The sequence below is a fragment of the Mannheimia granulomatis genome (genome assembly GCF_011455695.1).
In the GTDB taxonomy this organism is placed as follows: Bacteria; Pseudomonadota; Gammaproteobacteria; order Enterobacterales; family Pasteurellaceae; genus Mannheimia; species Mannheimia granulomatis_A.
Genome location: NZ_CP015030.1, coordinates 1,376,383 through 1,389,695 on the forward strand (window position 1 = coordinate 1,376,383; position 13,313 = coordinate 1,389,695).

The following is a 13,313-nucleotide window of genomic DNA, read 5'->3' on the forward strand; positions in this document are numbered from 1 at the left end:
GAACTTATTTCGCTAATTTGCGATATTTACGTTGCCGACGAAGTGCCATTGCACCGTCTAAAACTAAAAGTAAAACTGCAATTAATAAACAGCCCATTAAAAGATAAGCTTCTTTTGCTAAAGTTTCGCCAATTAAAAATGAAATCACCAGCATCACACAAGGCTCGGCATAACCTAAAAGCCCAAGCACATTAAAAGGTAAAATCGTACTTGCCAACGTATAAGAAATTAATGCTGCCCCACTAATTAAGCCAAGTAAGACAATAAAATAGTAGATATTCGGATTTTGGCTTTCAATATAAAGCATATCCGTTTTTCCGATAAAATATAATGCAACCGGAATCAAAAATAAAATTTCACAGACAAAACTATATAGATGACTCAAACCAAACTTACGGCGTAAATAGAAATAGATAGGATAACCGGTACACACAAACAAACTTTCGAGCGACAGTTTTCCAGATAAGAGAATATTGCTCATCACGCCAATAAAAGCAAAAATAATCGCTAACCATTTATTAAAGGAAAGCATTTCTTGATAAACTACTTTACCAAAGGCAACCATCACAATCGGCATTAATAAATAGCCCATTGAAACTTCAATCGCTTTTCCGCTATTCGGTGCCCACAAAAACAGCCACATCTGCCCGCCAACGATGCCCGAGGTAACTAACATAACGAGCAAAAGGTAAGGCTCTTTTATCAAACGTTGAATAAATGCAAAAAAATCTTTTTGTTTTTTAAATAGAAATAATGCCAAAAAAAGAAAAGGCAATGTAACTACCATTCGAATGCCAAACACACTTTCACCAGAAAGCGGGCGTAGAAAAATCGCCAAATAATACATACAGCCAAATAAAACGGAAGCTGAAAGCGAAAAAAGAATACCTTTTAACATTTAAAATAAGACTTTAAAAAATGAATGGATAATTTCAAATCTACCTATAGAGATCAGATTCCCCTCTTGAGAAAAGAGGGGAATTTAGATGATTTAAGCTACTCTTGACGATATGTTTTCAAGAAATTCGCAAGCCGCCCGATTGCTGCTTCAATTTGGTGTGCATAAGGCAATGTGACCACACGGAAGTGGTCTGGTTTCTTCCAGTTAAAGCCGGAACCTTGCACTAATAACACTTTTTCTTGTTGCAGTAGATCGTAGATGAATTTTTGGTCATCTTTAATGCCATACATTTCCGTATCAATTTTCGGGAACATATACAACGCACCTTTGGCTTTCACACAGCTAATACCTGGAATTTGCACCAATAAATCATACATTTTATTGCGCTGTTCCAATAGACGTCCGCCTGGCAACACAAATTCATTAATGCTCTGGTAACCACCTAATGCGGTTTGAATAGCATGTTGCATTGGCGTATTCGCGCACAAACGCATTGAGGCTAACATATCTAAGCCTTCAATAAAGCCTTTTGCTTGATTTTTCGGACCGCTTAATACCATCCAGCCTTGGCGGAAACCTGCTACACGGTATGCTTTAGATAAACCGTTATAAGTTACGGTTAATACATCTGGAGCAAGGGTTGCAATATGATGATGCACCGCGCCATCATAAAGAATTTTTTCATAAATTTCGTCCGCAAAAATAATCAAATTATGTTGGCGGGCAAGTTCTGCAATCTCTAATAAGATTTGACGGCTATAAACAGCCCCGGTCGGGTTATTCGGGTTAATAACCAAAATCCCTTTAGTGCGTGGTGTAATTTTTGATTTAATATCTTCAATATCCGGAAACCATTCATTTTCTTCATCGCACAGATAATGCACCGCTTTACCACCGGCAAGGGTGGAAGCTGCCGTCCATAACGGATAATCCGGCATTGGAATTAAAATTTCATCACCATCGTTTAATAATGCCTGCATCGACATCGTAATCAACTCAGACACACCATTACCGATGTAAACATCGTTAACATCCATGCCACGCATGCCTTTAGATTGATAATATTGCACAATCGCTTTACGGGCAGAATATAAGCCCTTCGAATCGCAATAACCTTGAGCGGTTGGAAGATTACGGATAACGTCTACTAAAATTTCATCAGGGGCCTCAAAACCAAAAGGAGCAGGGTTGCCGATATTTAATTTTAAAATTTTATGCCCTTCTTCTTCTAAACGAAGAGCCTCTTTGTGAATAGGCCCGCGAATATCGTAGCGAACCTGTGCTAATTTATCTGATTTTGGGAAACGATCCATTATAAACTTCCTATTACTTTGTTATTCTGATAGCAGTATTCATCCCATCTGCTCAAAAAATCAATAATTTGGAATGAATTTGCAAACATTACTCTAATTTGGGAGGAAAAAAAAGAGGAAATGCGTTAAAATGGGGACCTTTTTTTCGATCAGCTAAAAACAAGCGGTTAAGTTTTCTTATTTTTTTGCAAATGCCTATTTTTAATCAACTAAAACAAGAACTTATAAAAGGTTATACAGAAATCAGTCATCATCAAGGTTTGATTGCCATTCAAGCCTCTGTTGCCTATTCAGAAGAGAATTTCTCATTACTTGGTTGGTTAAAAGCACAAGAAAACCACTATCCGCATTTTTTTCTACAATATCGCGATTCAGCTCAGGCCATCGCGACTATCGGGATACTTAAACAATTTAATACTCTTGAAGCGGCACAAACCTTTATTGAACAACAAAACTTACCTTTAATTGGGGGTATGCAATTTGAAGGTAATACACAATTTATTTTGCCGCAATTTTCACTGGTAAAAAATCAGCAAAATTTGACCGCTTGTTTTTATTTCGACAGTGATCATTACCAACAACAAGCGGTTATTTTTGAGCAATTTCTTGCGAATTTTGAGCAAGTTGCTCAGTTAAGTCTTACTAACAATACTATGCTTTCCATTAACTCTGCCAGTAATTTTGAGCAATGGAAACACAATATTGATAAAGCTATTGCAGCCATAAAAGAGGGATTTTTTCGTAAAGTGGTTCTGGCAAATGCAACCATACTTAACTTTGAATTGCCGATTTCCTGCTATGATTTATTAGCCGAAAGTGAAAAAACTAATCTGGGGTGTTACCATTTTTTATGGGCGGAAAGTGCAGAAAATGCTTTCATCGGCTCTACTCCGGAACGCCTATATCAACGACAAGGAAAATATTTTTTTACTGAGGCCCTTGCGGGCACATCTGCAGTTATGCCAAGTGAAATTCAAACCGAATTAAACGCTCAATGGCTATTAAGCGATCCGAAAAATATCCATGAAAATCAATTGGTGGTTGATGATATCGAAAATAACCTAAAAGATTGTGTAGATCGTTTTGAGGTGGCAGAAGCCACTATTAAACGCCTAAATAACGTTCAACATTTACGCCGTACAATTCAGGCCGAATTGAAAGGCAATATGTCAGATAGAGATTGCTTGGTAAGAATTCATCCAACTGCTGCTGTTGCAGGACTACCGCGTCGAAATGCAATTCAATTTATCACTCAAAATGAACCATTTACCCGCCATTGGTATGCTGGAACATTAGGGGTAATGAGCCAGAGAGAATCGGAGTTTTGTGTCACCTTACGTTCAGCTCTTATCTCTCGTAATACCATTACTTTATATGCAGGAGCCGGTATTGTTGAGGCATCTGATCCTCAATCTGAATGGCAAGAAATCAAGCGTAAATCACAAGGTATTGCGAAATTATTAAATATTGATTTAATAGTAAGTGAGATTTAAGGGATTAATACCCAGCTCTTCAAAACAGAGTCCCCTTTCTACTTAGTACACTCTTTTCATTTCAAAGCAATTTATTGCTAAATAAGAGGTCTCTTATCATAAACTTATATTGATATTCCATAATTAAAAATTATTTATCATAAAACCGTTTGCATAAAAGCTCATCAGACCACTTAATCATATCTCATATAAAAATATTTGATAGAATTCCGTGTTTTTTTATAATTAAGGAGTATCTCAATGAAACTAAATAAAAAATTAATTCTAACATTTGCTGCAGGCATGGTTTTAACTGCTTGCGGAGGTGGTAGTAGCGGCGGTGCGGTATCAAATCCAAACCAACCGACACCAGTCTCACATAAGCTTGCAGGAATAAATAACAACCAGGGAAAAAATAACACTCAAAAACCAACTGACGTTCAAGAGCCAGCTAACACTCAAAAACCAGCTAACGTTCAAGAACCAGCTAACACTCAAAAACCAGCTAACACTCAAAAACCAGCTAACGTTCAAGAACCAGCTAACGTTCAAGAACCAGCTAACACTCAAAAACCAGCTAACATTCAAGAACCGGCTAGCTCTAAAGGTCAGGATAAAGCACAAACATTACCTAACTCTCAAAACCAACAACCATCAGATCAAAGTAATGTAATAGAGAAAAAACCTCAGACTGAAGCAATACCTTCTGTAAAACAAACATCCGTTGTACCACAACCTCAAGAGAAAAAAATAGATGCATCATTTGACAAAATCGGCTCAGTAACACTCGACAAAGATGCACAAACCCTAACACTTAATCAATTTATCTTAGTAGATAAAGCTGGCGTTCAAACAAAGTATGATCGCGTAAGTGGCAAAAAAATTATTGAAGAAAAAGAAACTATTGTATTGCCATTAACTAATATTGGAGCAGAACATAAATCAGCAGATTTTATAGTACGTCACAGCGATGATCTGTTCTACGGCTACTATCACGATACAAATAGCAAGAATCTTGTCGATGCTGCCGATAAATTCAGTCGCTACTTTGTAGTGTATGATGAAAATCGCGTAAATAGTAATATCGCTCACGATTTAACTGCGGTTTATAGCAAAAAAGAGGGCTTTATATATGGTTCAAACCCTCAAAATAAAGAGTTTGCCGCACGCATCAGCAAATTTGGCGATGTATCAATTAACTTTGAAAATGGTGAAGCTAAAGGGCAAGTGAAAGACGGAAGTTCTGATATTTTTACTATCTCCGGTGATACTAAGCAACTAATTGTGACGCCAACAGAAAGCAATCCTATTATTACTGCTGTTTTGACCCACAACCAAAAAAGCTATACGCAAGGAATGGATAAAGCGGTAATGGATATTAAGTTTGTTGATTCTAAATCTGGGGCTTCTGATCAGAAATATTTAATCGGTGAAGCGAAAAACGATAACTGGCAAGCAGTAATGGTTAGTGAAAAACAACAGTAAACATTAATTCAACTGAAATAAAAAGAACTGATCCCAGTATTATATCGGCATCAGTTCTTTAAATTTGTGGGAAATAATAACTTCTTCAAGTCTATTCAATACCAACCATTTTATGGGTTTGAATACTTAGTTGCCATTTTGGCTTATTTGGTCGTTGGTTCAACAAACCTAACTGCGTAATGGTATCTAACAAATTCATTTTTCCCTCCACTTCACAAGGTGAAAGGTAATAATGTTCGGCTTTGATTTTGTTTTCCAACTGCTCACAAAACTCTTGTACCTCACCATCCACCACAACTCTCACTTCATTTGCAAAAGCAATACAACGGCGCTGGTATTTTTCCTGATACATCCGCTTTGGGCTGGTTGCGATATAATCTATTTGTGGCGGAATTTCCTTTAAGCCGTTAGTTTCAATTGCTAAAAAATAGTCCTCTTGCTTTAGTTGATCCAATAACAGAGATAAATTCGGCTGAATAGTTGGCTCACCACCAGTGATGATAATATTCTTTGCCGAATAGCCTCGAACTTTGGCAAGAATATCGCCTAATGTCCATGACTCAAATTGATTGTAATTGGTGTCACACCATGGACAAGTAAGATTACATTTGCCAAAGCGTACAAAAATTGCTGGCATTCCGGTATTAAAACCTTCACCTTGCAAGCTCTCAAAAATTTCGACAATCGGAAAACTGGGATTAGAAATTAACATTCCCATTATTTGCTGTACTCACAATAGGAAGTTGGCGTTTCCCATAAGCGAATCAAACTTACCGGTAAGCCCACTCTTTCCAGCTTTTCAAACATATATTTCGCCATTTCTTCCGCCGTTGTGCGACTTGGAATACCATAAACTTTAGATTTTAAATCAACCAGCAGTTGAGCCACTTGGCTTTCACGTTCGCTATTTAAATCATAAATAAAGGCATGATCCATCGGCTCTAAAATATGGGTTTTCACCACTGATTTCAGATCTGAATAATCCATCACCATACCACGCTTTGCTCCATTTTGATGTAGATCTCCTGTCACTTCAACTTGTAGCTTATAGGTATGACCGTGCAAATTTTGACATTTACCATCGTGCCCATCCAGCATATGAGCCATATCAAAACTAAATTCTTTTGCAATTTTAAACATCATTTAACCTCTTTCTGCCAAATATTCATGCAAGCCTTTTTCACGCAATACACAACTCGGACAGGTGTGGCATCCTCCCTCAACGCCTAAATAACACGTATGGGTGTGTTCACGAATGTAATCAAAAGCCCCTAATCGATCGGCTAATGCCCAAGTTTCCTTTTTGGTTAAATACATTAATGGCGTGCGAATATTAAAATTGTAATCCATCGCTAAATTGAGTGTAACATTCATTGATTTCACAAATATATCACGACAGTCCGGGTAACCACTAAAATCGGTTTCACACACACCGGTGAAAATAGTTTGAATACCCTGCCCTTTGGCGTAAATGGCAGTGTAGAGCAAAAATAACGCATTACGCCCATCTACAAAAGTGTTTGGCGTGCTGCCGTGTTGTTGAATATTCGCTTTATCGTCCATTAAGGCATTGGTGGTGATAGCTTTAATTACTGAGGTATCAATCAAAGTTTGCTTCACCCCTAAATCTTGGGCAATCCACGCTGCTTTTTCCAATTCAATGGAATGGCGTTGCCCATATTGGAAAGTGACGACTTCTACATTTTCTCTGCCAAATTCAGCGATAGCTTGAAACAAGCAAGTAGTGGAATCTTGACCGCCGGAAAAAATCACAACAGCCTTTGGAGTTTGGTTAGTCATATTGTGTCCTTAGTTTTTTTGCGTGGGAGGTTTACGAACCACGTAAGATGAAAAAATACAAGCGGTACTTTTTGCCTTGTATTTTGCGAAAGGCGGCATTTTACAGAGAAATTGAGAAAAAGGCTATTTAAATAGCATCTACTCTTGCAATAAATCAAAGAATTTACTTTCTCTTATACCCAAAATTAACTAGAATTAGGGTAATTTTATTGTAAGGAATTCGAAAATGCTCACCCCAAAAAACTTAGAAGCTATTGCTCAACAATTACACAATGCCTTACCCCAAGGTTTAAGAAACGTCGGTAACGACCTCGATGAAAAATTTAAACAAATATTGCAAGCCCAATTAGCTCGTCTTGATGTGGTTACCCGAGAAGAATTTGACGTGCAATCACAGGTTTTACTGCGCACCCGTGAAAAATTAAATGAATTAGAAAAACGTCTTGATGAATTAACAAAAGATGCACAATCTTAAGCCTATTCACATTTAGTAAAAGGAAATAAAGATGCAAAAAATTAACCCAACTCAAACTTTTGCTTGGAATGCATTAGAGCAACATAAAGCAGACAATCTGACTATACCTCAACTTTTTGCAGCTGATGCAAACCGCTTTGATAAATATTCACTTCGTTTTGAAAATGAGCTGTTAGTCGATTTTTCAAAAAATGCCATTAATGAAAAAACCCTCACTCTACTTCGCCAACTTGCTAACGAATGTGGCTTAGAATCAGCTAAAAATGCAATGTTCTCGGGCAAGAAAATCAACCGTACCGAAAACCGTGCCGTTTTACATGTAGCCTTACGTAACCGCTCAAATACGCCAATCGCTGTGGATGGCAAAGATGTGATGCCGGAAGTTAATGCGGTATTAGCAAAAATGAAAGATTTCTGTGAGCGTGTGATTTCAGGTGAATGGAAAGGCTACACCGGCAAAGCGATTACAGATGTCATTAATATCGGTATTGGTGGCTCCGATTTAGGTCCTTATATGGTAACAGAAGCCCTACGACCGTATAAAAACCACTTAAATATGCATTTCGTGTCTAATGTGGACGGCACACATATTGCAGAAGTATTACGTAAAGTCAATCCTGAAACAACCTTAGTTTTAGTCGCTTCAAAAACCTTCACGACCCAAGAAACCATGACTAATGCACTTTCAGCTCGTAAATGGTTATTAGATTTGGCTCAAGATGAATCTGCGGTAGCAAAACATTTTGTGGCACTTTCAACTAATGCGAACGAAGTAGCAAAATTTGGTATTGATACCGCTAATATGTTTGAATTCTGGGACTGGGTTGGCGGCCGTTATTCTCTATGGTCTGCAATCGGTTTATCTATTGCTCTTTCTATCGGCTTTAACAACTTTGAACAATTATTAGCCGGCGCACATGCTATGGATAACCACTTCTTAATTACCCCTATTGAGAAAAACATTCCAACTACATTAGCCTTAGTCGGTATTTGGAATAACAATTTCTTAGGGGCAGAATCGGAAGCTATTTTACCTTATGACCAATATATGCACCGTTTTGCAGCTTATTTCCAACAAGGTAATATGGAGTCTAACGGTAAATTTGTCGGTCGTGATGGCAAACCGGTTACTCATCAAACCGGCCCGATTATTTGGGGCGAACCGGGAACAAACGGTCAGCATGCTTTCTACCAATTAATTCACCAAGGCACAAAATTAATCCCTTGTGATTTTATTGCACCGGCACAAACACATAACCCGTTAAGCGATCATCACAATAAATTGCTCTCTAACTTCTTCGCTCAAACTGAGGCTCTTGCATTCGGTAAATCAAAAGAAACAGTAGAAAAAGAGTTCTTAGATTCAGGCAAAACCTTAGACGAAGTGGCTGAAATCGTACCGTTTAAAGTCTTTATCGGCAATAAACCAACCAATTCAATTTTGGTACAGAAAATTACACCATACAGCTTAGGGGCCCTGATTGCAATGTACGAACATAAAATCTTTGTACAAGGTGTGATCTTCAATATTTACAGCTTCGACCAATGGGGAGTGGAACTTGGTAAGCAGTTAGCTAACCGTATTTTGCCTGAACTGGAAAATAATGAAGAAATCACAAGCCATGACAGTTCGACTAACGGTTTAATCAATCAATTTAAAGCTTGGCGTTAGTATATATTCTACAAGCGGTGAAATTTACAAAATTTTTAGCAAATTCCACCGCTTGTTATATGAACAAAGCAAACTGAATTCAAGTTATAAAAAATGGAGCCAAAGCTCCATTTTTTTATTTATCTCTTATCACTTTTTTTACTTCACAGCGGTTGGCTATAATATCTTTATCAGACATAAACGCATATCGGCACTGCGATTTAAAATATTGAACTTCGGCTTTATCCGGAATATGTTGGGCGCCAACCCTCAGCTCTTCCATTGAAAAGCTGCTCACCTCTTCTTCCATTTCATTTTGAGCCTGTTTCAAAATTTTACGTTCAGATATTTTAAATGCTTGTTTATTATCTGATTTTTTAAGATAGTCAGGCTGAGCTTTATGGTTAGATGGATAATTCGCCTGAACATCACTAACCATAAAAGAACATATTGCTATAAAACCAAGAGAAGATCTCATGTTAATCCAAATATTAATAAAATTTCCTTTTTCCTATAGGGAATACTTATTGTATTACATTTAACGCATGGTTACAAATTCTTCAGAACCTGTTGGATGAATAGCCACTGTGCTGTCAAAATCAGCTTTTGTTGCTCCCATCTTAATCGCTACAGCGAAACCTTGAATCATTTCATCTACGCCAAATCCGATACCATGTAACCCTACTATCTTTTCATCAGCCCCTACACATACCAATTTCATTCGGCAAGGCTGACGATGCTGAGTAACTGCAGTATACATTGCTGTAAATGAGGATTTATATACCTTAACATTTGCTTCACCATACTGCTCTATAGCTTGAGGCTCTGTTAATCCAATAGTACCAATAGGTGGGTGACTAAATATAACTGTTGGCACTAAATTGTAATCTAAACACTCATTTGGTTTATTATTAAACAAACGTTCTGATAAACGGCGACCTGCAGCAACTGCAACGGGCGTTAACTCAATGCCACCTTCAATAATATCACCTACCGCATAAATATTCGGCACATTAGTATTTTGGAATTTATCGACTTTAATAAAACCACGTTCATTGGTTTCTACCCCCACAGCCTCCAAATTTATCACATCAGTGGCAGGTTCCCTGCCAATTGCCCAAACAAGCGTATCTACTGTTGTTTTGCGTCCGTCTGCTAATTGTAAAGTTAAAGAACCATCCTTATTTTTCAGCACTTCTTTTGGAATAGCTTGAGTGTGTAGTTCTACACCGTCCTGGGCTAGCACTTCAACTAAAGTTTCAACAATTAACGGATCTTGGTTACGCACCGGGGCATGTTGACGCACAAATAAGTGTGTTTCTACTCCAAGACTATTAAAAACTCCAGCCAATTCAACTGCAATATAGCCGGCTCCAACAATGGCAAGACGTTTCGGTAACTCTGTTAATGCAAATACACCATCAGAAGTTATGCCATACCCCGCCCCTTTCACATCCGGGATACTAGGGCGTCCACCTGTTGCAATTAAAATATGATCTGCGGTTACTTCTTCTGTTGAACCATCAGGATAACTCACCTCAATGGTTGTAGCATCTTTAAAACGGGCAAAACCGTTAAGTACATCAACACCATTTTTGCTTAATACATTGTTGTAAGAACCATGAATACGCTCAATATACGCTTGTCGGCTTTCTACCAATTTTGCATAATCAAAATGGTTAACTTCTAGATCAAAACCATAGTCTGGAGCATATCGATGAATAGCTTCAGCAATGTGAGCACCGTAAAACATAACTTTTTTCGGCACACAGCCAACATTCACACAGGTTCCCCCTAAATGTTTAGCTTCAATAATTGCACATTTTTGACCGTAGCTGGCCGCCCGATTGATAGAGGCTATTCCACCACTACCACCACCGATAGCTATATAATTATAATGTTTAGCCATGATTTTGCTCCTTACAATGAATTACTCTAATTATTCTAACAACTTTTATAACAAATAGTTCAAATTACTCTAATAGGCTTTATGCTTAATATATGAAGAATTAAGAGCCTTATCAATATAGGCCATTGCCAATGCAGAAATGATAAAAGCGATATGAATCACCACTTGCCATAACATCGTTTTTTCATCTAATCTGGAAGCATTAATAAAAGTTTGCAACAAATGAATAGAAGAAATGCTAATAATTGCCATCGATAATTTAACTTTCAAAATGGTCGCATTTACATGATCAAGCCATTCCGGTTGGTCAGGATGATTGTTTACTTTCAACCGAGAAACAAAGGTTTCATATCCTCCTACAATCACCATGACTAACAGGTTTGCAATCATCACCACATCAATTAAATTCAACACCGCTAACATAACGGTATTGGCATCCATTTGATTTAAATTTACGACTAATTCATACAGAGATTTTATAAATTTATAAGCATAAATCCCTTGAACAACAATTAACCCTAAGTAAATCGGTAATTGTAGCCAACGGCTGGCAAAAATAATTTTCCCTAAAATGTTTGCTCGGGCATTTAATTCTGTTTGCATAATACTCCAATAGATAGCACTAAATATAAAAAAACAAGCGGTCAAATTCTAACAATTTTTGCAAAAAAATTAACAGATTTGACCGCTTGTATAATATCTATTTTTCTTATTTTTTAAAGCCTTTTCCATCATTCCAAGAAACAGTGTATTCTAGTGGCAAACGACAGCTTGGTAATGCAGGAACTGCCGCTTTCCCCATGGCTAACAACATCACCGGCAAATAGCGTGCTTTATCAATTTTCAACAAATCCAATACCGCATCACGATCAAAAATACCAATAGCATGAGTGTCATAACCTTTATTTTTCGCTATCAGCATTAATTGCATTGACACTAAACTAGAATCAATTAAAACCTGATCTCGAATCTCTGCTGCACTTAGTTGATTATGTAAATTCAACAAAAAATCAAAACTACGATCTCTAAAACTTTCATGCAAACAACCGTTTTTCACTGAATTTTCTAAAAGATCGCCTAATAATCTTTCATACTGTAAGTCTGCTAAAATAGCAATTACTACCGAGGAAGTTTCACAGGGAGGTCCATTAAAGGCTACATTAGCAGATAGCGCTTTTTTAACCTGTTGGTCATCTACCACAACAAAGCGCCAAGGTTGTAAATTCGCTTTTGAAGGGGCAAGTTGTGCGAGAGTGAGCATTTCTTCTAACTCGGCTCGGTTTATTTTTATACTTGAATCGAACGCTTTAATGGTTTTACGTTGCTCAATTACATTTTTTAATTCCATAGTTTTTCCTTGCATTCATCAAAATTTGAACAGTCTATAACTTAGAAATATGAAATGTAAGAACCTCAAAGAGGTATTCCACCCATTTATTGAGATAGGTCAAAATTATGATATAGACCACAGTACTAATGAGTCTTAAACCGCCCAAGCCGCTTCAGTTAGAGGCTTACCAAAATAGCTTTCAATCAATCGCTTGGTAATTTGATGTTGGGGATTTAATAAAATCTCTTTAGTTGGACCATATTCTACAATTTCTCCGCTTTGCATCACCATAAGCTTATCACTCACATGCTTAATCAGTCCCAAATTCTGACCAACATAGATATATGAAATTGCCTGCCGTTGCTGCACACTTAACATCAAATTGGTTAATTGCGTTTTAACTGAGAAATCCAACACACTCATGGTATCATCTGCAATAATAATTTCGGGTTCTAAAATTAAGGCACGAGCCAAGGCAATTCTCTGCTTCTGCCCACTTGAAGCTTCTGAAATAGGGATTAATGCGTGTTCCGGATACATACCAACTAATCTAAGCGTATTAAAAATCCGTTCATTTCTCTCTTCTTCACTTAAATCAGTTGCTAGTCGTAAAGGTGTATCTAGAATTTGCCCGATATTATAATTGGGATCAAAGGCATCATTAGGGTCTTGGAACATCATTCGAATATGCTTCGCACGATATTTATAATCGCCGAAAGTCAACTCATTGCCACGAAACACTAGTCTACCTGAGGTCGGTTCAACCATACCGGCAATCATTTTTGCTAACGTCGATTTTCCTGCACCATTCTCTCCTACAATCGCGAGAGTTTCTTTACGATTGAGCGTAAAAGAAACCTCTTTCACCGCATAAAAATCCTGTTTATGAAACAAGCTGTCGCGTTCAATAAAACGTTTATTCAAATTGTGGACTTCAAGTAATGCCATAAGATTGAACCAAAAGAAAATAAAGCCAT

The 13,313-nt window shown here is 37.4% G+C and carries 13 protein-coding genes, 1 pseudogene and 1 riboswitch; of the genes and pseudogenes, 4 read left to right on the plus strand and 10 right to left on the minus strand.

Annotation, left to right across the window (positions count from 1 at the left end):
• Positions 1 to 4: 4 nt before the first annotated feature.
• Positions 5 to 898, minus strand: coding sequence for an EamA family transporter RarD (rarD, locus tag A4G16_RS06550; RefSeq protein WP_165889215.1), 894 nt, complete (start codon positions 896 to 898; stop codon positions 5 to 7).
• 98 nt (positions 899 to 996) lie between these two features.
• On the minus strand, positions 997 to 2,214 hold the full coding sequence (locus A4G16_RS06555) for a pyridoxal phosphate-dependent aminotransferase (RefSeq protein ID WP_027074161.1): 1,218 nt from the start codon (positions 2,212 to 2,214) through the stop codon (positions 997 to 999).
• A 191-nt stretch (positions 2,215 to 2,405) separates the two neighbouring features.
• Between A4G16_RS06555 and A4G16_RS06560 the strand changes: the two genes are divergently transcribed.
• Both A4G16_RS06560 and A4G16_RS06565 read left to right on the plus strand, forming a co-directional pair.
• Positions 2,406 to 3,707 carry an isochorismate synthase gene (locus A4G16_RS06560; RefSeq protein ID WP_165889216.1) on the plus strand — a complete coding sequence of 434 codons (1,302 nt, stop codon included), beginning with the start codon at positions 2,406 to 2,408 and terminating at the stop codon, positions 3,705 to 3,707.
• A gap of 240 nt (positions 3,708 to 3,947) precedes the next feature.
• Complete coding sequence (locus A4G16_RS06565; protein ID WP_165889217.1) at positions 3,948 to 5,171, plus strand: hypothetical protein; 1,224 nt, start codon at positions 3,948 to 3,950, stop codon at positions 5,169 to 5,171.
• A gap of 91 nt (positions 5,172 to 5,262) precedes the next feature.
• Here the strand turns inward: A4G16_RS06565 and A4G16_RS06570 are convergent, their stop codons facing one another.
• From A4G16_RS06570 to queC, 3 genes are read right to left on the minus strand one after another with little or no spacing between them, the layout of a single operon-like run.
• Positions 5,263 to 5,889, minus strand: a complete 627-nt coding sequence (locus A4G16_RS06570) for a 7-carboxy-7-deazaguanine synthase QueE (RefSeq protein ID WP_207951333.1) — start codon at positions 5,887 to 5,889, stop codon at positions 5,263 to 5,265.
• The gene (gene queD / locus A4G16_RS06575; RefSeq protein WP_165889914.1) at positions 5,889 to 6,311 is read right to left on the minus strand and encodes a 6-carboxytetrahydropterin synthase QueD; all 423 of its coding nucleotides are present in this window, start codon (positions 6,309 to 6,311) and stop codon (positions 5,889 to 5,891) included. Before queD ends, A4G16_RS06570 begins: the two co-directional genes overlap by 1 nt.
• A gap of 3 nt (positions 6,312 to 6,314) precedes the next feature.
• The gene (queC, locus tag A4G16_RS06580) at positions 6,315 to 6,971 is read right to left on the minus strand and encodes a 7-cyano-7-deazaguanine synthase QueC (RefSeq protein WP_165889219.1); all 657 of its coding nucleotides are present in this window, start codon (positions 6,969 to 6,971) and stop codon (positions 6,315 to 6,317) included.
• A 3-nt stretch (positions 6,972 to 6,974) separates the two neighbouring features.
• A riboswitch (PreQ1 riboswitch) is annotated at positions 6,975 to 7,019 on the minus strand.
• A gap of 178 nt (positions 7,020 to 7,197) precedes the next feature.
• Between queC and ubiK the strand changes: the two genes are divergently transcribed.
• Both ubiK and pgi read left to right on the plus strand, forming a co-directional pair.
• The gene (gene ubiK, locus A4G16_RS06585; RefSeq protein ID WP_027074155.1) at positions 7,198 to 7,446 is read left to right on the plus strand and encodes a ubiquinone biosynthesis accessory factor UbiK; all 249 of its coding nucleotides are present in this window, start codon (positions 7,198 to 7,200) and stop codon (positions 7,444 to 7,446) included.
• 31 nt (positions 7,447 to 7,477) lie between these two features.
• Positions 7,478 to 9,118 carry a glucose-6-phosphate isomerase gene (gene pgi / locus A4G16_RS06590; RefSeq protein ID WP_165889220.1) on the plus strand — a complete coding sequence of 547 codons (1,641 nt, stop codon included), beginning with the start codon at positions 7,478 to 7,480 and terminating at the stop codon, positions 9,116 to 9,118.
• A 115-nt stretch (positions 9,119 to 9,233) separates the two neighbouring features.
• On the opposite strand, the gene A4G16_RS06595 is transcribed toward pgi, so the two are convergent.
• The 5 genes and pseudogenes from A4G16_RS06595 to A4G16_RS06615 all read right to left on the minus strand — a co-directional run.
• On the minus strand, positions 9,234 to 9,575 hold the full coding sequence (locus A4G16_RS06595; RefSeq protein ID WP_165889221.1) for a hypothetical protein: 342 nt from the start codon (positions 9,573 to 9,575) through the stop codon (positions 9,234 to 9,236).
• A gap of 60 nt (positions 9,576 to 9,635) precedes the next feature.
• Positions 9,636 to 11,006 carry a glutathione-disulfide reductase gene (gorA, locus tag A4G16_RS06600; protein WP_165889222.1) on the minus strand — a complete coding sequence of 457 codons (1,371 nt, stop codon included), beginning with the start codon at positions 11,004 to 11,006 and terminating at the stop codon, positions 9,636 to 9,638.
• Positions 11,007 to 11,075: 69 nt separating this feature from the next.
• Positions 11,076 to 11,609 (minus strand): TIGR00645 family protein, encoded by a 534-nt coding sequence (locus A4G16_RS06605; RefSeq protein WP_165889223.1) that lies wholly within the window; start codon positions 11,607 to 11,609, stop codon positions 11,076 to 11,078.
• 106 nt (positions 11,610 to 11,715) lie between these two features.
• Positions 11,716 to 12,354 (minus strand): nitroreductase family protein, encoded by a 639-nt coding sequence (locus A4G16_RS06610; RefSeq protein WP_165889224.1) that lies wholly within the window; start codon positions 12,352 to 12,354, stop codon positions 11,716 to 11,718.
• A 135-nt stretch (positions 12,355 to 12,489) separates the two neighbouring features.
• Positions 12,490 to 13,167 (minus strand): annotated as a pseudogene (locus A4G16_RS06615) (ATP-binding cassette domain-containing protein); the annotation flags it as partial.
• Positions 13,168 to 13,313: the final 146 nt, after the last annotated feature.